This is a genomic window from Gemmatimonadota bacterium (assembly GCA_009835325.1).
Lineage (GTDB): Bacteria > JAAXHH01 > JAAXHH01 > JAAXHH01 > JAAXHH01 > JAAXHH01.
On sequence record VXWP01000110.1, the window covers coordinates 1 to 20606 of the forward strand.

General features: G+C 61.4%; 22 protein-coding genes. 13 read left to right on the top strand and 9 right to left on the bottom strand.

What is annotated here, in order from left to right; translation table 11 throughout:
• Window positions 1–485 (top strand): zinc-binding dehydrogenase (locus F4Z81_14830; GenBank protein ID MXW06320.1); only part of this gene is annotated, 485 nt, incomplete at its 5' end.
• A gap of 218 nt (window positions 486–703) precedes the next feature.
• Here F4Z81_14830 and F4Z81_14835 read toward each other — a convergent pair.
• Window positions 704–1603: a trypsin-like peptidase domain-containing protein gene (locus F4Z81_14835; GenBank protein ID MXW06321.1), complete on the bottom strand. Its 900-nt coding sequence runs from the start codon at window positions 1601–1603 to the stop codon at window positions 704–706.
• Window positions 1604–1737: 134 nt separating this feature from the next.
• Here F4Z81_14835 and F4Z81_14840 point away from each other — a divergent pair, with 134 nt between their 5' ends.
• From F4Z81_14840 to F4Z81_14885, 10 genes are all read left to right on the top strand, one after another.
• A complete protein-coding gene (locus F4Z81_14840; protein MXW06322.1) occupies window positions 1738–1980 on the top strand; it encodes a MoaD/ThiS family protein in 243 nt (80 codons plus the stop codon).
• A 5-nt stretch (window positions 1981–1985) separates the two neighbouring features.
• Entirely contained in the window at window positions 1986–2279 is a 294-nt protein-coding gene (locus F4Z81_14845) for a hypothetical protein (GenBank protein MXW06323.1), read from the top strand.
• Window positions 2280–2283: 4 nt separating this feature from the next.
• A complete protein-coding gene (locus F4Z81_14850; protein MXW06324.1) occupies window positions 2284–3822 on the top strand; it encodes an OmpA family protein in 1539 nt (512 codons plus the stop codon).
• A gap of 29 nt (window positions 3823–3851) precedes the next feature.
• Window positions 3852–4562: an RraA family protein gene (locus tag F4Z81_14855; protein ID MXW06325.1), complete on the top strand. Its 711-nt coding sequence runs from the start codon at window positions 3852–3854 to the stop codon at window positions 4560–4562.
• Complete coding sequence (ftcD, locus tag F4Z81_14860; GenBank protein MXW06326.1) at window positions 4385–5494, top strand: glutamate formimidoyltransferase; 1110 nt, start codon at window positions 4385–4387, stop codon at window positions 5492–5494. The genes F4Z81_14855 and ftcD overlap by 178 nt, the downstream gene beginning before the upstream one ends.
• A gap of 136 nt (window positions 5495–5630) precedes the next feature.
• Window positions 5631–6071, top strand: coding sequence for an Rrf2 family transcriptional regulator (locus F4Z81_14865; GenBank protein MXW06327.1), 441 nt, complete (start codon window positions 5631–5633; stop codon window positions 6069–6071).
• Between the two features lie 12 nt (window positions 6072–6083).
• Window positions 6084–7028, top strand: coding sequence for a cysteine synthase A (cysK, locus tag F4Z81_14870; protein MXW06328.1), 945 nt, complete (start codon window positions 6084–6086; stop codon window positions 7026–7028).
• Between the two features lie 16 nt (window positions 7029–7044).
• Window positions 7045–7389, top strand: coding sequence for a MoaD/ThiS family protein (locus F4Z81_14875; protein ID MXW06329.1), 345 nt, complete (start codon window positions 7045–7047; stop codon window positions 7387–7389).
• Window positions 7389–8309 carry a homoserine kinase gene (locus tag F4Z81_14880; GenBank protein MXW06330.1) on the top strand — a complete coding sequence of 307 codons (921 nt, stop codon included), beginning with the start codon at window positions 7389–7391 and terminating at the stop codon, window positions 8307–8309. Before F4Z81_14875 ends, F4Z81_14880 begins: the two co-directional genes overlap by 1 nt.
• A 3-nt stretch (window positions 8310–8312) precedes the next feature.
• Window positions 8313–9497: a CoA transferase gene (locus F4Z81_14885; GenBank protein ID MXW06331.1), complete on the top strand. Its 1185-nt coding sequence runs from the start codon at window positions 8313–8315 to the stop codon at window positions 9495–9497.
• 81 nt (window positions 9498–9578) lie between these two features.
• On the opposite strand, the gene F4Z81_14890 is transcribed toward F4Z81_14885, so the two are convergent.
• From F4Z81_14890 to ilvB, 5 genes are all read right to left on the bottom strand, one after another.
• Complete coding sequence (locus F4Z81_14890; protein MXW06332.1) at window positions 9579–10631, bottom strand: 3-isopropylmalate dehydrogenase; 1053 nt, start codon at window positions 10629–10631, stop codon at window positions 9579–9581.
• 33 nt (window positions 10632–10664) lie between these two features.
• Window positions 10665–12191 carry a 2-isopropylmalate synthase gene (locus tag F4Z81_14895; protein ID MXW06333.1) on the bottom strand — a complete coding sequence of 509 codons (1527 nt, stop codon included), beginning with the start codon at window positions 12189–12191 and terminating at the stop codon, window positions 10665–10667.
• A 71-nt stretch (window positions 12192–12262) separates the two neighbouring features.
• Complete coding sequence (ilvC, locus tag F4Z81_14900; GenBank protein MXW06334.1) at window positions 12263–13258, bottom strand: ketol-acid reductoisomerase; 996 nt, start codon at window positions 13256–13258, stop codon at window positions 12263–12265.
• A gap of 37 nt (window positions 13259–13295) precedes the next feature.
• Window positions 13296–13856, bottom strand: a complete 561-nt coding sequence (gene ilvN / locus F4Z81_14905) for an acetolactate synthase small subunit (protein MXW06335.1) — start codon at window positions 13854–13856, stop codon at window positions 13296–13298.
• A 47-nt stretch (window positions 13857–13903) separates the two neighbouring features.
• On the bottom strand, window positions 13904–15643 hold the full coding sequence (gene ilvB / locus F4Z81_14910; protein ID MXW06336.1) for a biosynthetic-type acetolactate synthase large subunit: 1740 nt from the start codon (window positions 15641–15643) through the stop codon (window positions 13904–13906).
• 344 nt (window positions 15644–15987) lie between these two features.
• On the opposite strand from ilvB, the gene F4Z81_14915 reads away from it, so the two are divergent.
• Together F4Z81_14915 and F4Z81_14920 are read left to right on the top strand one after the other, a co-directional pair.
• A complete protein-coding gene (locus F4Z81_14915; protein ID MXW06337.1) occupies window positions 15988–16659 on the top strand; it encodes a tetratricopeptide repeat protein in 672 nt (223 codons plus the stop codon).
• A gap of 98 nt (window positions 16660–16757) precedes the next feature.
• Complete coding sequence (locus F4Z81_14920; protein MXW06338.1) at window positions 16758–17897, top strand: alanine--glyoxylate aminotransferase family protein; 1140 nt, start codon at window positions 16758–16760, stop codon at window positions 17895–17897.
• Window positions 17898–17921: 24 nt separating this feature from the next.
• Here F4Z81_14920 and F4Z81_14925 read toward each other — a convergent pair whose 3' ends face one another.
• The 3 genes from F4Z81_14925 to F4Z81_14935 form a co-directional block, all read right to left on the bottom strand.
• Window positions 17922–19442: a DUF4097 family beta strand repeat protein gene (locus tag F4Z81_14925; GenBank protein ID MXW06339.1), complete on the bottom strand. Its 1521-nt coding sequence runs from the start codon at window positions 19440–19442 to the stop codon at window positions 17922–17924.
• Window positions 19443–20516, bottom strand: a complete 1074-nt coding sequence (locus tag F4Z81_14930) for a hypothetical protein (protein ID MXW06340.1) — start codon at window positions 20514–20516, stop codon at window positions 19443–19445.
• On the bottom strand, window positions 20435–20606 hold a 172-nt coding region (locus F4Z81_14935), incomplete at its 5' end, for a sigma-70 family RNA polymerase sigma factor (protein ID MXW06341.1). The genes F4Z81_14935 and F4Z81_14930, both read right to left, overlap by 82 nt.

Here is a 20606-nt window from a genome sequence, read left to right on the forward strand (position 1 = left end):
ACTTTCGCCTTAAGAAAGCCCGTGAACGCGGGGTCGACGTATGTATCAACCCGGAGAAAGAACCCGATGTGGCCGAAGCAGTGCGCCGGCATTGCATGGCAGACGGTGCGGACCTGGTCATCGAAGCAACCGGCATTCCCGCTGTATATCCGATGGCGCTGACCCTGCCACGCCTCGGCGGACGTCTGCTCGCGCTCGGTTCCCCGCGCGGATCGGTGGAGGTGAGCTTCTTACACGAGGTCCATCTGCGCGAGGTCACGATTCTAGGCGCTCACCAACCTAAAACGCCCGACGAGGCCGACCTGTACTATCCCTGGGGCAAGCGCAGGGACCGCGACCTGGTCCTGCGGCTCATGGGTGAAGGAAAACTGCCGATCGAGGACCTGATCACTCACGAAGCCGACCCCTCTGATTGCCAATCTGTCTACGATATGCTTGCAGATGATCCCAGGGAGGTGCTGGGGGTGGTGTTCAGGTGGGTGTGAGTAGCGACCGGGCGTAAACCACGCCTAGGAACGAATATTACCTGTGCGGCTCTTGGGGTCTGAGGCCCGCCCAGGTTCTGTTTTATCAGTTGGAGTTTTACCCGGGAGACCGCTCCAATCGGGTTTAGATGGATCCCTAATAAACTTAATATGTGCCTGGATTTTCGGTGCCGGTATTCGCTTAACCTGATCTTTGAGGCTCATACTACTCTCCTCGATTACCTTGAAAGGTATGGAACGTTATGTTGATCAAGAATAGCCCTGATTGCCATGACCGTAACGGCTCTACCTACATAATATGACCAATCCGGCTCAGCCGTAGCAATGGGATATTTACGAGTATTGACTTGAATCCCACAGACCAGGCCATACTCATCCACAACAGGACCGCCACTCTGACCTCCCAAACCGGGCGAGCTGGTTTCCATCCAAGCGCGTGCCATATAAGGGAAGTCGACAAAACGACTAACCAGTGCCTCGTTTATAAACTGTGGAAGACTGTCTATATTGTAAAACTCAAACGTCCGGTTATTCCACCTTGGTTGGAAGCCTTCTTCAATGAAGGGATATCCAATTCGGCATAAGAGTTCTCCAGGTAATACTTCCCCGGACCTAAAAACGGGATATTGGTGGTTTGGAGAAGGAGTGTAGCCTTTTAGTTTCCCCCATCCAAAATCAAGTTCTTCATGTATGTACCCGCCATCGAATACAGCCTCTGTCGTTCCGAATTTAGTAGTGTAAGAACTTGGTGGATTTCCTGCTTCCGGGGGTCGACTAATGCAGGTTAATACATGTGCTGCTGTTATGAAATCACCGTCTTCGTTCACGATCAGACCTGCTCCCATGTTCCATGCCACACCTCCGTCTGATTGCAGCCAAGCAGTCAGAATCGGCATGACTATGTTCTCCAGCCGGCCATACGCATTCTGAAACACTTTAGGCTCCCTTCTGGTTGTTACCGTCGTCGTACATCTGGCTGTAATCGGAGGTCCAGTGAGGAAGATTATCAGTCGTATGAAGTAATAGTCGATTTCACAGCTTGCTTGTTCGTAAAGATCGGCCTTGGTTCTACACTTACTGCCCCGACGACCCACGTCCCTATTCCCCGCCACCCCCATTTTCTCCTTGATTGAACCCTGATTTTCCCGTTAGATTAGCGGTCAGGATTCACCCACGCACGGGTAAGTCCGTGAACGCATAACCATCTGTAAAACAGGTATTTATCGATTACCAGAACTGGAGAGGATGCCTCATGACCGTTTCCGTCAAGCTCTTTGCCACACTGAGAAAATACCTGCCCGAGAACGCGGTAAACAAAACGGCGACGATAGAACTCGGCGACGGGGCCAAGGCGAGCGACATCATCGCACAGCTTGACATCCCCGATGGCCATATTCATCTGATTCTGATCGACGGCAAACACTCGGCTGAAGACTCCCCGTTGACGGACGGTGCGGTGGTCAGCTTCTTCCCGCCGATTGCCGGCGGGGCCTAGGGCCGGTGTCCTGCCATACTTATTTCGGATTCAAGCTGGAAGACGCCGTCCGGGGCCTGAAAAGAGCGCTGCGGGACGAGAACATCCCCGTCGTGTCCGTCCGCGAGGTCGATGATCAGGTCGTATTCGCGGTCGATGTCGCATCTGAAACAGGGGAGATCAGCCTGGCCTACCACACCACGAAGACCCATCCTCTGGCCAGGCTGGGTGAGATCCCTGCGATTGAGGTCACGGTCGACGATCACCTGCCCGATGTCAAAACCGTGCTGACCATGGCCTTTTTGAGAGGCGGAGGTTGACCTCATGCGTGCCGGTATCCTGGTTTCCCTTTGCCTATGTATTTCTTCACTCCTGACGACGCCCCTTCCCATGTGGGCGCAAGGCTCCGGGAGCAGTAGTCCAGCCAGTGCGGCCGGTCGGATCACTGTGGCTACTGCCTCCCTGAATCAGCTTTCAGATCTCGACGCCGGTTTCCTGATCCCTGATACCTACAACAGGGTCCAGGAGGCCTACGATCGATATACCAGGGATATTAGGGAAGGCAAATCGACTCGGGATATAGATCGGTCCTATACGGAGTTCGACGCCGCAGTGTCTGAGGCGCGGGAACGGCTGGAACGCGTAAACGAGATCCTGATGTCACCGCTGGAGAAACGGGCGGCGGCCCGGCGGGCGAATGCCCCCGCTATGGTTCCGGATGCCTTCGAGGCGGCCGAGAGACGCCTCGAACGGGCTATTTCGAGGCTGGAAGACGACCGGGTCTCCGATGCCTTCGCAGAAGGACAGGAAGCGGCCATGCTCTACGATGACGCAAGGTCGTCGGTGATCGAGATGTCGCTTATCGGATCTGCCCAAATCGGCCTGGCCGAAGCCGAGAACCAGGACTGGGACCGGTTGGCTCCGGCGTCCTTCACACAGGCCCGCCGGTTGGTGGACGAAGTGACCGGTGCGCTGGATCGTGGGGAACCCCTGTCTGCCGAGCTTCGTAACAAAGCCCAGGCCGCCGATTACGCGGTCCGGCGCGCTATCGAGATTGGGACACAAGTCGATGCGCTCCGCAGCGATCCTGGGAACTGGGAGCGGGTGTTGCTGACACAGGAGGATCTCGTCCGGCAGGCCGCCGACATGGCGGGGGTCTCCGCCGATTTCCTGGCCGATGATCCGCAGGCGATTATGACGGAGAGCCTGCGCACGTTCGCCGCCAGGCAGGACTCCTTAGGCCTCCTGCTCCAGCGGGCAGAGGGGGACGCCGCTGCACTCAGGGCCGAGGTCGATTCCCTGCACCAGGCGATCGAGGAACAGCAGATTCGTCTGTCGTCCATGGTGGAGAGCTATCAACAGGACCTGCAACGGAGAAAAGAGGAGATTGACCGGGAACGCCGCGAACTCAGGGAGTACCTGTACGAGAAGTCCCAACTGGATGCCGCCGCACAGGCCCAGGAGCGATTTTCGGACAGCGAAGCGATCGTAGTGCGAGACGCCGACCGGCTCACGCTGCGGCTCATCGGGCTGTCTTTCCGGGCGGGAAGAACGGAAATACCCGGAGGCGCACGCGGGCTGCTCGAGAAACTTGGGGAGTTCCTCCTGTTGTATCCCCAGACCCACATTGCCGTGGAGGGCCATACCGACGCCACCGGCGCGGAGGAGAAGAACATCACCCTCTCAAAGTCCCGCGCCGATGCGGTCATGCAGTTTCTGGCGGACCGATCCGGTGTTGAAACCGAGCGTATGACATCCTCCGGCCTGGGCAGCGCGCAACCCATCGACAGCAACAATACACGCAGGGGCCGGGAACGGAACCGGCGAATCGACGTGGTACTGACTTTCACCAGAGATCTGTAATAGAATACGCGCCGGCGCACTTACGCACGATGCGAGGCGTCAGGTGCGGGGAGAACGCCAAGGAGAACGCCAAATTGAGCAAAGAAATCGGCAGCGATATGTACGAAGAGATGAAGGAGAAGCTGTTTTCGGCGGTGATCGCGGACGCCCTGGACGCCTGCGGATACCGCGACCAGATCCTCCGGCACGACATCAGGCCCCTGTTTCCGGACGCGGTCGTGGTGGGCCGGGCACTGACCGTCCTGTCCGTCGACGTGTACGACATTCCCGACGAGCCCTACAAGCTGGAACTGGAAGCCGTGGACGCCCTGAAGTCCGGGGACGTGCTCGTGGCGCAGACCAACGGTACGACGCGAAGCAGTCTCTGGGGCGAGCTCCTCTCTACCGCCGCGGAGGCCCGGGGGGCGCGGGGCGCCGTGATCGACGGGTTTACACGGGACTCGCAAGCCATCGCCGACATGGGCTTTCCGCTGTTCGTCCGCGGCATCGCGCCCTATGATTCGAAGGGCAGGAGCGACGTAATCGCCTATAATACGCCCATCGACTGCGGCGGCGTGAAGGTATGTCCGGGCGATCTGGTATTCGGCGACTTCGACGGGGTCGTGATCGTGCCGCGGTCCGTGGAAGAAAAAGTACTCAAAGCGGCGTTCGAAAAAGCAGCCGAAGAAAAAAAGGTCAAGCAGGCCCTGCAGAACGGCATGTCCGCTACCGCCGCCTTCGAGAAGTACGGCATTCTCTGATGGGCGCCCTGGTCGAGTGTGTGCCCAATTTCAGCGAAGGGCGCGATACGGGCATCGTGGAGGCCGTTGCCGCCAGCATCGCCGCCGTCGACGGGGTCCACCTGGCCGGCATGGAAATGGACGGAGATCACAACCGCTCCGTGATCACGTTCATGGGTTCGCCCGAAGATGTCGCCCGGGGCGCTTTCGAGGCATGCAGGACGGCCCGGGACCTCATCGACCTGAGACGCCACCGGGGTGCGCATCCCCGGATCGGTGCCACGGACGTTATCCCCTTCATACCCCTTTCCAGTTACAGCATGGACGACAGCATAACCCTCGCCCGGGACTGTGGCGGGGAGATCGGCCGATCCCTCGGGATTCCGGTGTATTTCTACGGTCACGCCGCCCCTGACGCGCGGCGCGGCGAGCTTCCGGACATACGCCGGGGAGGATTCGAAGGCCTGGTGGAACGAGCCCGACAGGCCCAATTAGCCCAACACGACCAGCAGGAACCGGACCTCGCGCCCGACGCGGGACCGGGCATGGTTCATGCAACCGCCGGCGCCACAGCGGTCGGCGTCCGCGATATCCTTGTCGCCTACAATGTGAACCTGGACACCGACGACGTGCGTGTCGCCCGGACGATCGCGCAGGAGGTCCGGGAGAAGAACGGCGGTCTGCCCGGGGTGCGGGCGCTGGGACTGCTGCTTCCCGGTCGGCACCTCGCCCAGGTATCCATGAACCTGACCGACTACCAACAGACGGACATGGCCCGGGCTTTCGAGGCTGTCGCGCGCCTCGCAGAAGCCCAAGGAGTCGAGGTCCTGGAAAGCGAACTGATCGGACTCGCCCCTCATGACGCCCTGGGCGGCGCGGCGCCCGGGGACCTGCGCATGAAGCCGCTGGATCCAGACAGGTATCTGGAAACCCACACCAGCCGATTCGACTGACGTCGCGCTCCCTTACGTTCGTTGCCCTTTAGGTCTCATCCCCAGGTCAGATCCATATTTTCTTGACTCCGTGTCGCCCTCTTCTTATAATGTTGACTAAATTAGTAAACTAAACCCCGGAGGCCAGGGAGGGCGCATGCGTGTATCGGCCAAGGCGGAGTATGCGTGCAGGGCTGTGCTGGAACTGACAAGATACCACGACAAGGCGGAAGTCATCCATATCAGCGACATCGCCGTCCGCCAATCCATCCCCGAAAAATACCTCGTTCAGATTCTCCTGCAGTTGCAGCGCGCGGGCCTGGTCCGGAGCAAGCGCGGAGCGACCGGCGGCTACTCGCTGGCCAGGACCCCGGGCGAGATTTCGCTGGGCGACGTGATCCGGGCCATGGACGGCGCGCTGATCTCCGTAGAGAGCCTTTCCGGAGACGCCGAGATAACGGACCAGCTGAGCGGCCAGCACGTATTGAAGGACGTTTGGATGGGGGTGCAGGAAAAACTCGGCGAGATCATGGACGGCATCACGTTCGAAGACATTTCCAGGCAGGCGCAGAAGAGCCTGTCCATGTACTACATCTAAGGGTAGCCCGTGGTGTCCGGGAACGGAATATACGACAGCGCGCTCGACCTGATCGGCAACACCCCCCTGGTTCGCCTGAACCGGATCAACCAGGTGTCCGGCGTCGACCTGCTCGCCAAGCTCGAATCGGACAACCCCGGCGGCAGCGTCAAGGACCGCGTCGGCCTGAGCATGATCCTGGACGCTGAGCAGCGCGGCCTGCTCAAGCCGGGCGGCACCATCGTGGAACCGACGAGCGGCAACACGGGACTCGGCCTGAGCATGGTGGCCGCGGTCCGGGGCTACAAGGTCATCCTCGTGATGCCGGACAACATGAGTTCGGAGCGGCGCGTGCTGCTGACCTCCTACGGCGCGGAGCTGGTGCTGACGCCGGGCATGCTGGGCATGGCCGGCGCCGTGCAGAAGGCCGAGGAGATCCTCGCCGAACATACTGACTACTTCATGCCCCAGCAGTTCAAGAACCCTGCCAACGTGGAAATACACCGCAAGACCACGGCCGAGGAGATCTGGGACGCGACCGGCGGTAAAATCGACGCCTTCGTGGCCGCCGTGGGCACCGGGGGTACGCTGACCGGCGTGGGGCAATTCTTGAAGGAGAAGGACGAACGCATCCGCGTGATCGCGGTGGAACCCTCGTTGTCCCCCGTGATATCGGGCAAGCCCGTGGAAAGCCTGGTGCACGCCATCCAGGGCATCGGGGCCGGGTTCGTTCCCGACATCCTGGACCGGTCGATCATTGACGACGTGATGTTGATCGATGACGAGGACGCCTACCAGACGGCCCGTCGTGTGGGCCTGGAGGAAGGACTCCTGGTGGGCATCTCGGCAGGCGCCAACGTCTGCGCCGGCCTCAGGCTGGCGGAGGACATGGGAGAAGGCCGAATCGTAACCATCCTGTGCGATACCGGAGAGAGATACCTGAGCATCCGGGAGTATTTTGAAGGACAGAGCGACTGAGAGGAGGATCCGTTAGATGGCCGTTACCGTTCGCATACCAACCCCGCTGCGCAAGTTGACCGACAACCGGTCCGAGATCGAAATCGACGGCGAAACCGTCGAATCGCTGATCGGAAACATGGAGGCATCCTACCCCGGCATAAAGGATCGCCTCTGTGACGAGTCCGGAAAAGTGCGGCGGTTCATAAACATCTACATCAACGAAGAAGACATCCGGTTTCTGGACGGTACGGACACCGCGGTCAAGGCCGGAGACCGGGTTTCCATCGTGCCTGCCATCGCGGGCGGCATGGGTGGTCCGGGCGGCCAGATCGGTCCAGATGGCCTGGATGGTCCGGCCGGTCTGCGGGACCGCGGCTGATGTCCTCCGTGCGGGTGCGCGTTCCCGCGACCACGGGCAACCTGGGTTCCGGCTACGACTGCGCCGGAATGGCCCTCGGCCTCTACAACACCATCGAGTTTACCGAAACGGAATCGGGCCTGGACGTGGTCGTGGAGGGTGAAGGGGCAGATGCGGTGCCCCTTGACGAAAGCAACCTGTGCATCGTCTCCGCCCGGGCCGTTTTCAATGCCGCGGACTGGCATCCTGCCGGCCTCAAGGCGCGCATGCGCCACGCCATTCCTGTATCACGGGGCCTGGGCAGCAGCGGGGTCGCCATCGTGGCGGGCGCCGTGGCGGCCAATGCCCTCGCGGCCAATGCCCTCGCCGGGCGGCCGCTGGACACGCCTGAACTCCTCCGCATCTCCTCCGACCTGGAAGGGCATCCCGACAATGTCGTACCGTCCCTGCTCGGCGGTCTTTCCGTAAGTGGCGAGCGGGCGGGAACGATCGTATACCAGACCTTTTCCGTGCCCTCCGACCTCAAGGCCGTCGTGGCCATTCCAGAATTCACCCTCGATACGAAGGTAGCCCGCGGCGTACTGCCGGAATCGGTATCCATGGAGGACGCGGTCTACAACCTCTGCAGCGTGGGCCTGTTGGTGGGCGGGATGGCGTCGGGGAATTACGCCCTGCTCCGGGAGGGCATGGCCGACCGCCTGCACCAGCCCTACCGGCAACACCTGGTTCCCGGACTGGCGGAAGTCACCCGGGACGCCCTGGACGCCGGCGCCCACGGCGCGGCCCTCAGCGGCGCCGGACCCACGGCCATTGCCCTGGCCTCGGAAAACCATGAGGGGATCGGGGACGCCATGGTCGATGCCTACGCCCGGCACGGCGTTACCGGACAATACCGGATCCTCCCCATAGACAACGAAGGTTGCCAGGTCCTGCCGGACTGAGCCATGGGCGCTCTCAAAGACATTCGCGTCATCGACCTGACCCGCGTGCTCGCCGGTCCCTTCACGACCATGACCCTGGGCGACCTGGGCGCCGATATCATCAAGGTCGAGCCCTTCGGCGGGGACGAAGCGCGGGGATTCGGCCCGTTCAAAGAGGGCGTGAGCGGCTACTTCGAGAATGTCAACCGGGGCAAGCAGAGCATCGCGATCGATCTGAAGCATCCCGACGGCCGCGAACTGCTCCTCGAATTGATCCGCAAATCGGACGTCCTGGTGGAGAACTTCAGGCCGGGCGTGATGAAGAAGCTCGGACTGGATTACGAAACGCTGCAGGAACGATTCCCCGGCCTTATCTACGCGGCCTGTTCGGGATTCGGGCAGACCGGACCCTACGCCCGGCGCGGGGCCTACGACATGATCATCCAGGGCATGGGCGGCATCGTCAGCATTACCGGCGAACCGGACCGTCCGCCCGTCCGGGTGGGTGTATCCATCGGCGATATTGCTGCCGCCCTCTACGCCTGTATCGGTATCCTCACGGCGCTTTTTACCCGTACGCAGACCGGCAGGGGGCAGATGGTGGACATTGGCATGATGGACTGCCAGGTCGCCCTTCTCGAGAATGCCATCGCCCGGTACGACATGACGGACGCCGTGCCGGAACCGCTCGGTGCCCGGCATCCGTCCATCACGCCCTTCCAGGCCGTCGAGACGAGGGACGGCTGGATCATGATCGCGGCGGGTAACAACGTCCTCTGGAGCCGGCTGTGCGAAGTCATGGGGCGGGAGGACCTGGCAGGCGACGATCGGTTCAGAGACAACAACCTGCGCACCGAGAACCACGGCGAACTGCACGAGATATTGACCGATGTATTTGGGGAAAGCACTTCGGAGGACTGGCTGCGGCGTCTCGACGCGGCCGAGATCCCCTGCGGTCCCATCCAGAACGTGCAGCAGGTCGTGGAGGATCCCCAGGTACTGGCCCGCGAAATGATCGTGAAGATCCTGCATCCCATCGCCGGGCCCCTGCGCGTGGCCGGCTCGCCTCTCAAGCTGTCGGAAACCCCGCCCGAAGTCACCCGGCACGCCCCCGCCCTGGGGGAACACACCAATCAGGTCCTTCAGACGCTGCTCGAGGCGTCATCGGACGACCTGGCGCGGTGGCGCGAGGGCGGCGTGATTAAATAAAAAACCCTCCGGTCGACCGGCTGGCCGCCAGAGGGCTTCTTCTTTCTACTCGTTCAAAGAACCCCGCTCAGCCCAACGCCCTCAGCCCAGCGCCTCGGCCACGAGGTCGCCGACTTCGCTGGTGCTGTATCCCATCCGGCCGGCGTCCATGCTCTTCATCTTGTTGCTTACCACGTCGATGATGGCCCGTTCCACGGCGTCGGCAGCCTGTGTTTCGCCCAACTGTGCCAGCATCATCTGGCAGGAGGCGATGGCCGCGATGGGATTGATGACGTTCTGGTCCGTGTATTTCGGTGCTGAACCGCCGATGGGCTCGAACATGGCGGTGCCTTTGGGGTTGATGTTGCCCCCCGCGGCGATGCCCATGCCGCCCTGGATGATGGCACCGAGGTCGGTGATGATGTCGCCGAACATGTTGGTCGTGACGATGACGTCGAACCACTCGGGGTTCTTTACCATCCACATGCAGGTCGCGTCCACGTGGGCGTAATCGGCCGTGATGCCTGGATATTCCTCGGCGACTTCGTAGAACGTCCGCTCCCAGAGGTCGTGGGCGTAGGTGAGCACGTTGGTCTTGGCGCAGAGCGTCACCTTGTTCTGCTGGTTGCGCGCCTTCGCCGTCTCGAAGGCGAAGCGGACGCATCGCTCCACGCCCTTGCGGGTATTGATGGACTCCTGCACCGCGACCTCGTCGGGCGTGCCCTTCTTGTACACGCCGCCGGCGCCCACGTACAGGTCCTCCGTGTTCTCCCGGACCACGACGAAGTCCACATCCTCGGGACCCTTGTCCTTTAGCGGGCAGTCTACGCCCGGGTACAGCTTGACGGGACGCAGGTTGATATAGAGGTCCAGCTCGAACCGGATGGTCAGGAGGATGCCCTTTTCCAGCAGGCCCGGCGGGCAATCGGGATGTCCGATGGCGCCGAGGTAGATGGCGTCGTAGTGGCCCAGTTCCTGCAGGCCTTCCCGGGGCAGGATCTCTCCCGTCCTCAGGTATCTTTCACCGCCGAAATCGTATTCCGTGAGTTCATAGTCGAATGAGAACTTCTTCGAGGCCGCGTTGAGCACTTTCAGCCCCTCACGCACGACCTCCGGGCCGGTCCCGTCGCCCGGAATGACCGCGATATTATACAAGTGTTCCTCCCGCTATTGAAATGTGGGGTTGGGTTACTCGACGATCAGCCCGCCGTGCCGCGCAACGAGTTGATTGAGGGAATGCAGGTAGGCCTGGATGCTGGCTTTCACGACGTCGGTATCGGAGGCATGGCTGTTGAAGGACTGGTCGTGGAAACCGACGCTGACCTGGACGTGGTGAGCGCCTTCGCGGCCGTTCGACGAGGTCTGGATATCCTTCACGTAGGTGGGCAGCTTGGTGATCCGGTCGACGGCGTTCAGCGCGGCGAGTATCTGGTTGTCGCCCACGCCCGCCTCTTCGATGGTCTCGCCGCTGACGTGGAGGCGAACGCTCGCATCGGCCTGGCCGGAGTGCGAGGAGGTCACCCTGAAATCTTCCAGCAGGTACTGTTCGGGCACTTCTACCGGCGAGTCGGATACGATCCGGTGGAGGTCTTCGTCCGCCACTTCCTTCTGCCGGTCCGCCACGTTCAGAAAGCGCACGTGCACCTTTTCGAACTCTTCCTTCTGGGTCTCGTCGTAGGTGTAGCCCAGTAGCTCGAGCCGGTGCCGCAGGGCGTGCCGTCCGGACCGAGCCGTCAGCACGATGTCGCTCTTCTCGATGCCCACGTCCGACGGGCTCATGATCTCGTAGTTCTCACGGTGCTTCAGGAAGCCGTCCTGGTGAATGCCCGATGAATGGGCGAAGGCGTTGCTGCCCACGATGGCCTTGTTGCGCTGTACGGGCATGTGCATCAGGTCCCGCACCAGCAGGCTCGTGGAGTAGATCTGCGTGGTCTCGATGTCGGTGCGCGCGTCGTAGAAATCCCCGCGCATCTTGACCGCCATGACGATCTCTTCCAGGGAAGCGTTGCCCGCCCGCTCGCCCACGCCGTTCACCGTGCATTCGACCTGGGTCGCGCCGGCCTTGATGGCCGCCAGGGAATTGGCCGTCGCCATGCCCAGGTCGTTGTGGCAGTGCACGCTGACCTTGGCCTTTTCGATGTTCGGCACGGTCGCGATGAGCCGCGAGATCAGATTGCCCCACTGTTCCGGCACGGCGTATCCCACCGTATCGGGGATATTCACCACGGTGGCGCCGGCGTCGATGACGGCCTCGACGGTCTCGCACAGGTAGTCGAAATCGCTCCGGGAGGCGTCCTCGGTCGAATACTCGATGTCCTCGCAGAGTTCCTTCGCGAAGAGGACGGCCTGCACGCCCATGTCCATGATCTGCTGGCGGGACTTGCGGAACTTGTGCTTCAGGTGGGTGTCGGACGTGCCCAGGACGATGTGGATCCGGGGTCTTTTCGCGGGTTTGACGGCCTCGGCCACGGCCACGATGTCCGATTCCACGGCCCTTGCGAGAGCCGTAATCACGGGGCCTTCGACCTGTTCGGCTATGTTCTTGACCGCGGCGAAGTCGCCGGGCGAGGACGCGGCGAAACCGGCTTCGATCACGTCGACGCCGAGCTCGGCAAGCTGGTGCGCGACCTGGATCTTCTCGTCCCGGTTCAGCGAGGCGCCGGGGACCTGCTCCCCGTCACGCAGCGTGGTGTCGAAGATGTCCACTTTTCGCATCGCCGCATGCTCCCGTTCAGTCTCTTTGCGTAACCGATTTTCGCGCCAGCCGACCGGGCGGTCGGGACGTTTTACTTCTTCTCTTCGATCCAGCTCATCATGCTGCGCAGTTGCCGTCCGACTTCCACGATCTTCTTTTCCGATGCGTTGCGCCGGAGGGCGTTCATGACGGGCGCGTTGGCCTGGTTCTCGAGCATCCACTCGCGGGCGAAGGCGCCGGACTGGATTTCGGAGAGAATGCGCTTCATTTCGGCGCGGGTCTCCTCGTTGACGATCCGCGGGCCGCGGGTCAGGTCGCCGAATTCGGCCGTGTTGCTGACGGAATACCGCATGCCTTCGATACCGCCTTCGTACATGAGGTCCACGATGAGCTTCAGTTCGTGCAGGCACTCGAAGTAGGCGACCTCGGGCTGGTACCCCGCCTCGACCAGCGTCTCGAAACCGGCCATGACGAGTTCGGAGGTGCCGCCGCAGAGGACGGACTGTTCGCCGAAGAGATCGGTCTCGGTTTCTTCGCGGAAGGTCGTCTCGATGACCCCGCCCCGGGTGCCGCCGATGCCCTTGGCATAGGCCAGGCCGATGTCCCGGGCGCGGCCCGTGTGGTCCTGGTGGACCGCCAGCAGGCAGGGCACGCCGCCGCCTTCCTCGAAGACCCGGCGTACGAGGTGGCCCGGTCCCTTGGGCGCGACCATGAAGACGTCCACGTTCTCGGGCGGAACGACCTGGTTGAAATGGATGTTGAACCCGTGGGCAAAGGCCAGGGCGTTGCCATCCGCCAGGTTCGGCGCAACGAAGTCATTGAAAAGACGGGACTGAAGCTCGTCGTTGACCAGCATCATGATGATGTCGGCCTCGGCGGCCGCCTGCTCCACGGTACGGGGCTCGAATCCGTCCTCTACGGCCTGGTCCCACGAGCCGCCCTTCCTCAGTCCCACGATGACGTCCAGTCCGGAATCGCGCAGGGAGAGGGCGTGGGCGTGTCCCTGGCTGCCGTAACCGACAACCGCGATAGTCTTGCCGTCCAGTATGCCCAGGTCGGCGTCCTGATCGTAATACAGTCGAGCCATTGGTTCTCCTTCATGCCGTACCTGCGGCCCGGCTTGGTCAGGCCAGGTCGGCGGTGATCTGCTTGCGTTCCCGCTCCCAGACGGGCTGCGGGGCTTCCGGTGACGGGGTGTCCTTGCTGGTCGATTCGCGGGCCAGCGCCACCCGGCCGGTCCGGGCGATCTCCCGCACGCCGAAGGGCCGCACCATGGTGATGATGGCGTCGATCTTGTCCTCGTTGCCCGTGGCTTCCAGCATGATCGTCTTCTGGTTGATGTCGACGATCTTCGCCTTGAAGATATCGGCGATCTGCACGAGTTCCTGTCGCGTGGCCTGGCTGGCGTTCACCTTGATGAGGGCGAGTTCGCGGTTGATGAAGTTCTCTCCGGTGAGATCCACGACCCGGATCACGTCCACCAGGCGGTTCAATTGCTTGATGATCTGTTCGATGATCATCTCGTCGCCCTGCGTGACGATGGTCATGCGCGCCGTGCCGGGCTCCGCGGCTTCGCCGACGGCGATGCTGTCGATGTTGAAACCCCGGCCGCTGAACAGCCCGGAAATGCGGGCCAGGACCCCGAACCGGTTCTCGACCACCATGGATATGGTATGGCGTGCCATGGTTCAATCCACTCCTGCCGGGACCCCGCCCGGCCAAATTCACGTGTTTATTCTTCGATCATTTCGTGGGATGCCGCGCCCGCGGGGATCATGGGATACACGTTGCCTTCTTCGGCGATCACCATGTCGAGCATCACGGGGCGGTCCTTGACCTTGCTGGCCTCGAGCCAGGCGCCTTCCACCTCTTCATCCTTGAAGACTCGAATACCCACGGCGCCGTAGGCCTCCGCCAGTTTCACGAAATCCGGGTTGGAGTCCCGCAGGTCCACTTCAGAGTAACGCTGCGCATAGAACAGCTCCTGCCACTGGCGCACCATGCCGAGGTAGCCGTTGTTCAGCAGCACGATCTTGATGGGCAGGCCGCAGGCCACGGCCGTGGCCATTTCCTGAATGTTCATCTGGATGCTGCCGTCGCCCGAGAACACGATGACCTCTCGGTCCGGGTAGGCGAACTGGGCGCCGATCGCCGCAGGCAGTCCGAAGCCCATGGTGCCGAGCCCGCCGGAAGTGATCATCGACCGGGGGTTCGAGAAGCCGTACCACTGGGCCGCCCACATCTGGTGCTGGCCGACGTCGGTGACCACGTAAGCCTCGCCCTTCGTGAGCTGCCCGATCCGCTCGATGGCGTACTGGGCGCAAAGCGGGAATTGATCCGTATCCTTCTCGACGGTCTCCCGGTCTACACCCTCCAGGCCTTCCTCGTGGAGCCCTATCGTGTTGGCGTAGGTCAGCGGGTGGTCCCGCTTCCATTCCTCGATCTGCTGGAGCCATTCGGCCGTATCGGCCCGCTCCACCAGGGGAACCAACTGCTGCAGCACCCGCTTCACGTCGCCCACGATGGGGAGGTCCACCCGCACGTTCTTGTTGAGGGACGACGGATCGATGTCGATGTGGATCTTCTTCGAATTGGGCGAAAACTCCTCCAGCTTGCCGGTCACCCGGTCGTCGAACCGGGCGCCGATGCAGACCAGGAGGTCGCACATCATCACGGCCGTGTTCGCGTACCAGGTGCCGTGCATGCCGAGCATCTTGAGCGAAAGGGGATCGTTCTCCGGGTAGGCGCCGAGTCCCATCAGCGTGGTCGTCACCGGCGCGTTGAGCTTGCGGGCCAGCGTGCGGATTTCCTCCGACGCCTCCGAGATGATCGCGCCGCCGCCTACGTAAATCACCGGCTTCCTGGCCGAGGTGAGCATTTCCGCCGCCTTGCGGATCTGCTTCGGATGTCCCTCGGTCCGGGGCTTGTACCCGCGGATGTCCGGCCGTTCCGGGTAAGAGAACTCCGCTTCCCCAATCTGGACGTCCTTGGGCACGTCGATCAGGACGGGGCCGGGCCGGCCGGTCGTCGCGATATGGAACGCCTCGGCGAAAACCTGCGCGATATCTTCGGTTTCCTTGATCAGGAAATTGTGCTTCGTGATCGGACGCGTGATGCCCACGGTATCCGATTCCTGAAAGGCGTCGTTTCCGATCAGGTGCACCGGTACCTGGCCCGTGATCACGATCATCGGGATCGAATCCATGTACGCGGTCGCGATGCCGGTGACCGTATTGGTTGCGCCCGGGCCGGAGGAGACGAGGACCACACCGGGCTTGCCGGTCGCCCGCGCATAGCCGTCGGCCATGTGAGTCGCGCCTTGCTCGTGGCGTACGAGGATGTGCCTCAGGTCGGTGGTGCGCTGAATGACGTCATAAGTCGGGATCACTACGCCGCCGGGATACCCGAAGACGATATCGACTCCCTCTTTCTTCAGACACTCTATGACTATTTCAGCACCCGACAGTTTCATCGACCGTCTCCTTATAAAAAGAGGATATCCCGCGCAGGACGCGATCTACCGTTCACGAAACCGGCTGGATTTCGTCGTGTTCAAAACCCAACTTGTGCCTCGTAAAATACGCCAAGAGCGCCTGTTGTCAAGTTAAAACTCTATAGAAACCCCTTGACGAAAAGCCACGATTCTCTTATATGTTCTAGGCTTTGCACCGGGGTCGGAATCCCCGTCTGTTCGACGTTGATCGAGTGTGAATTTCGACGTTTAAACCCGGTGCGGAATACGACGTAAAGCCAGTACGATTACGCCGGATTTCAATCGGAAGTTTTGCGCAACCCATATCCTGGAGGACCGGGTCGATGGCAAGAACGAGACGGCGCATCAGCCGTCGTGAGATGAAAGAAGACCGTTTCATTCTCTGGCTGTACGAGATGAGCAGCGAGATCGACAGGCACTGGAAATCGCTCACCGCGGCCGCCGTCCTGGTGATCGCCTGCGTGGCCGGCTGGTATTACTGGACCAACATGCAGACTGCCGACCTGGTGGAGGCGGGCCAGGTATTCGCGCCGGGTCAGACGGCCATGCAGGACAGCCGCTATGAAGATGCCATTCCCATATTCGAGCGGGTCGTGACCGAATACGGCGGCACTTCAGTAGCCCTCGAGGCGACGATCGAGCTGGCTAATGCCTGTTTTCAGACCGGCGATTTCGAAAAGGCGCGCACCTACTACCAGACCTACCTGGACGAATACGGAAGTCAGGACGCGCATTTCTGGCTGGCCGCCCGCTCGGGATTGGCCGCGTGTGACGAAGAGGAAGAGAAGTACGAAGAGGCGGCCAACCAGTATCTCGCCCTGGCGGACGAAGATCCGGATAGCTATCTGGCCCCCGGTTTTCTCCTGGATGCCGCGCGATGTTTCGGGGCCGCCGACCAGAAGGACCAGGCACGGGCCCTGTACGACCGGGTGGTTGAGAATTACGAATCGACGCCCTATGCCCGGGATGCCCGTATCGCGCTGACCGCGCTCTAGCCTTTCGTGGCCGGAATGCTCACCCGGCCCGGCTCCTGTGCTCGCCCATACCGGCGCCTGTGCTCACCTTGCGTTGACCGCGCGCTAACGGAGATCGCGTGAAGGTTACCAACTTTGCCCCCGGACCCACGCCGGTTCCCGACCGGGTCGTCCGGAAGATGTCGGCACCGATCCTCACCCACCGTTCCACCGAATTCAGCGACCTGCTCAGGCAAGTCGCCTCAGGGCTTCAGCACGTTTTCCAGACGGAGAACGACGTGCTCGTGCTCACGGCATCCGGCAGCGGCGCCATGGAGGCCGCGGTCGTCAACCTGCTTTCGCCGGGTGACCGGGTGCTGGCGATCAGCGGCGGTAAATTCGGCGGCAGGTGGGTCGAACTGTGCGCGACCTACGGCATCGACGCCCTGACGCTCGATGTGGAGTGGGGTAAGGCCGCGGATCCCGATGAAGTCGACCGTATCCTGGGGGAACAGGGACCCTTCGAAGCGGTGCTGGCCACCCACAGCGAGACCTCGACGGGCGTGCTCCACGACATCGAAGCCCTGGGCAGGGTCGCCCGCGGTCACGGCTGCTACCTGGTCGTGGATGCCATCAGCGGCCTGGGCGCCAATGAACTAAGGACGGACGACTGGCACGTCGACATCGCCCTCACGGGTTCGCAGAAAGCGCTTATGATCCCGCCCGGACTGGCCTTCATCAGCGTCAGCGAGCGCGCGTGGCAGCGTATCGAAGAAAGCCGCCAGCCTTCCTACTATCTGAACCTGAAACGGGCCAGGGATTCGTTCGCGAAGGGACTTACGCCCTATACGCCGGCCGTATCGCTGCTCATGGGACTGGCCGAGTCGCTGAGGATGATGACGGAACTCGGCCTGGAGGAAATCTACCGGATTCACGAGCGGAACGCCCTGGTGACCCGCGCGGGTGTCGGGGCCCTTGGCCTGGATCTCTTCGCGCGCAGGCCGTCCAACGTGCTGACCTCGGTCGTCATGCCGCCCGGTATCGACGGTTCGGATTTGCTGAAGACGATCAAGCAGGAGTGCGGCGTGACCATCGCCAACGGGATGGATCACTACAGGGGCAAGTACATACGCATCGCCCACCTGGGCTACAACGTGGCCCCGTCGGACATGATCGTCGCCCTTACGGCCCTCGAGCACGGGCTCGGCCAGCACGGGTATGCGTTCGAGTCCGGCTCAGGCGTGGCCGCGGCGGAGCGGGTGATTGGGGAGACGGCGTGAGCGGGCAGGACGCCGAACTACTTCTTATCTATCCAGCTCACAGATCTCAATGTTGCTGTCGCTGGTCTCGACCCAGATCCTGGTGCCGCCACCGTTAAGCATGTACGTAGCGCTAATCTCCCCTTTTTCCTCGTCTTCCTCGTAGCGCTCCTCTTCGAAATCGGACCGAATCTTGTATCGCAGGATGCCTCTGGCTCTGTTGCGGACCTGGATCATCTTCTTCTGCGATTCGACCTTTTTCTTCTGAGCAGCCTGTAATTCTCTCTGTGCTGTCTGCAGATCCCGTTGTAACTCTTGCAGGAGCCGTTGCGCCTCTTCGGCCGACAACTGTACGGCCTCGTTCACACTTTGCGTCAGCTTATCGATAATCTCCTGCAACTTTTCCTCGTCGATCTCTATATCAGACTGATCCAGGTTAATCGACGGTATACCGGGCATTTCGACAACTATAGCTTCGTCTTCACCTTGAGGAGTGCGCAGGTGTACTAAACCGAAACTGTGTCTTTTGTCAACGTGGATCCGCGCTTCGATGGTCGCCTTCGCTTCCGGGTCCACGTAGAGTACGATGTCGCCGCCGGCCGAAACAAGCGAGCTGCCCTTTGATCCATCTGGAGTGATTTCAGCCAGGATCTCGCCGCCCGCGGTACGCGCGTCGATCGATCCCGTTACGTTCAGAAGCTCCAACTCGCCCCCTGCGGTTTTCACCTGCAATTCACCCTTTGCGTCGCGAAGCTCGATATCGCCGCCGGCCGTGGTGATTCGGGCGTTCCCCGACAGTTCGCCGATCTCGATATCGCCGCCGGAGGTCGTGATACGGGCCTTTCCGCCTACGTACTCTATGGTGATGTCCCCACCGGAAGTCTGGGCTTCCAGCGTATTGCCGACGTGCCCGATCCGGATGTCGCCGCCGGAGGTTTGGACGTCCAGGTCAGCCGAGGCCTTCTCGACCCGGATATCGCCCCCCGACGTTTGCAGGTGAACGTCGCCGCCAACCGTGCCCACCCGGATGTCGCCGCCGGACGTGGTCAGCTCAACGTCACCGCCGATATCCCGGAGCGTCACGTCGCCGCCCGAAGTATGGCTTCTCACGTCTCCACCGAGGTTGCCCACAACCTCGATGTCACCTCCGCCGGTGCGCAGGTCCAGGTCGAAATCCGACGGCAGATCGATTTTGAAACGCAGGCCCCTTCTCCGATTCATCGACCATCCCCTGGGGTCGTAATCGACGCGCAGTATGCCCCCTTCGTAACGTATTCTCAGATCATCCGCGCCGCTTGACGGGATGCCTTGAACGTTCACGACCGCTTCGTTCTTACTCCACGTGGAGATCGTGATATCGCCCGCCCGGGTGTTCAGGTCGAGCCGGCCGTCACTTTCCACCTGGAAGGTCTCCATCCGGTTCCCCGTAGCCCGGTTCTGATCCTCCGCGAGCGCCAGGGCTTGCTGCGCCAGGGCTTGCTGCGCAAACAGCAAGACGCCGAAGGTACATATCCCTAATTTCATGGTAAATTTCATGATCGCTTCTCCTTGGTCGGCCGCATTCATTTACGGTGCGGTCAGATTGCTCAGCACGGTCCTTGCCTTCGTGCGGATGTAAGCGTTTTCGTCCAGCACCATCCTGGTCCTGAGTACACTTTCCAGCTGTTCGTCGAATGAGGCCGGCACCTGCTCCTGCAGCCGGTTGATCGCGTTTATTCTCAGGGCCGGGTTTTCATCGAATACCAGCGTGTGGATCGTGGCGTCCCTGATTTCCTCGTCGAAGGGATATCGGGCAAGCGCGTTGAATGCCTCGCCGCGGACGCCGGCGTTCGAGTCGGTCTTCAGGGCCGTGATCAGGGCGTCCCTGATCTCGTGATCCGAATGAAGGCGTTCAGAAGCACTCACGGCGTTCACGGCCCGAAGCCTGACCCCGGGATTCTGCTCATTCAGCACGGCGAAGGTGAGTACGCGTTGTATCTCCGGATCATCGATCGGTCCTATGATCTGTACGGGGCGGACGGCTTCGAACCGGAGTCCCAGCGTGCCGTCGGGCACATCTGAATCCACGAACCGGACATTGGATATGGCCACGTCGTCGTTGGTCAACAGGTCCGTCTGGCCCATGCCCGGCGCCGCAAATCCTAGCGTCCGGTCTCCCTGGAAAGCCAGGAAGTAACCGCCTGCCAGGCCGATCACCAGCAGCAGTGCACCTCCAAACACCGTTCGGTATTGGGGAAGAACACTGGTCGTAAGTCCTTGCAGGCCATCGACAAATCGACTCATCCATCCATTGGAAAATCGATTTTCAGCGCGACCGAGTGTTAAGTTGGACCACAGGCTGCCGCGGGCATCGAGCAGGTCAGTTTCTCCAGGCCTTGCAGGTGCGGCCTGATCCATGATCATCCTGAATCGATCCAGTTCCGCCTGGTACGCCCGGCACTGGTCGCAATCCTCGAGATGGCTGTCCAGCGCTCGCTGATCCGTATCGGACAATTCACCGTACTGGGAGAGTTCCAGCCATTTCTCCCACTTTGCGTGAGATCGATCCTTGTCTTCTTTCATGTTCGTATGTCCTCGAGTTGACTGCGCATCCGCCTGGTGGCGTCGAATAGGTATTTCTTCACGGTGCCTTCGGCGCATTCCATGATGCCTGCGATTTCCCTCAGCTTGAATCCCTCGTGGTGACGCAGCACGAACACGGTTCGCAGCCGGGGCGAAAGGGTGCTGACG

Coding starts and splice junctions, on each gene's coding strand:
- F4Z81_14835 (MXW06321.1), bottom strand. CDS start 1,603: ATGGGGGTGGCGGGGAATAGGGACGTGGGTCGTCGGGGCAGTAAGTGT.
- F4Z81_14840 (MXW06322.1), top strand. CDS start 1,738: ATGACCGTTTCCGTCAAGCTCTTTGCCACACTGAGAAAATACCTGCCC.
- F4Z81_14850 (MXW06324.1), top strand. CDS start 2,284: ATGCGTGCCGGTATCCTGGTTTCCCTTTGCCTATGTATTTCTTCACTC.
- F4Z81_14855 (MXW06325.1), top strand. CDS start 3,852: ATGCGAGGCGTCAGGTGCGGGGAGAACGCCAAGGAGAACGCCAAATTG.
- ftcD (MXW06326.1), top strand. CDS start 4,385: ATGTCCGGGCGATCTGGTATTCGGCGACTTCGACGGGGTCGTGATCGT.
- F4Z81_14865 (MXW06327.1), top strand. CDS start 5,631: ATGCGTGTATCGGCCAAGGCGGAGTATGCGTGCAGGGCTGTGCTGGAA.
- F4Z81_14875 (MXW06329.1), top strand. CDS start 7,045: ATGGCCGTTACCGTTCGCATACCAACCCCGCTGCGCAAGTTGACCGAC.
- F4Z81_14880 (MXW06330.1), top strand. CDS start 7,389: ATGTCCTCCGTGCGGGTGCGCGTTCCCGCGACCACGGGCAACCTGGGT.
- F4Z81_14885 (MXW06331.1), top strand. CDS start 8,313: ATGGGCGCTCTCAAAGACATTCGCGTCATCGACCTGACCCGCGTGCTC.
- F4Z81_14895 (MXW06333.1), bottom strand. CDS start 12,191: ATGCGAAAAGTGGACATCTTCGACACCACGCTGCGTGACGGGGAGCAG.
- ilvC (MXW06334.1), bottom strand. CDS start 13,258: ATGGCTCGACTGTATTACGATCAGGACGCCGACCTGGGCATACTGGAC.
- ilvN (MXW06335.1), bottom strand. CDS start 13,856: ATGGCACGCCATACCATATCCATGGTGGTCGAGAACCGGTTCGGGGTC.
- ilvB (MXW06336.1), bottom strand. CDS start 15,643: ATGAAACTGTCGGGTGCTGAAATAGTCATAGAGTGTCTGAAGAAAGAG.
- F4Z81_14915 (MXW06337.1), top strand. CDS start 15,988: ATGGCAAGAACGAGACGGCGCATCAGCCGTCGTGAGATGAAAGAAGAC.
- F4Z81_14925 (MXW06339.1), bottom strand. CDS start 19,442: ATGAATGCGGCCGACCAAGGAGAAGCGATCATGAAATTTACCATGAAA.
- F4Z81_14930 (MXW06340.1), bottom strand. CDS start 20,516: ATGCGCCGAAGGCACCGTGAAGAAATACCTATTCGACGCCACCAGGCG.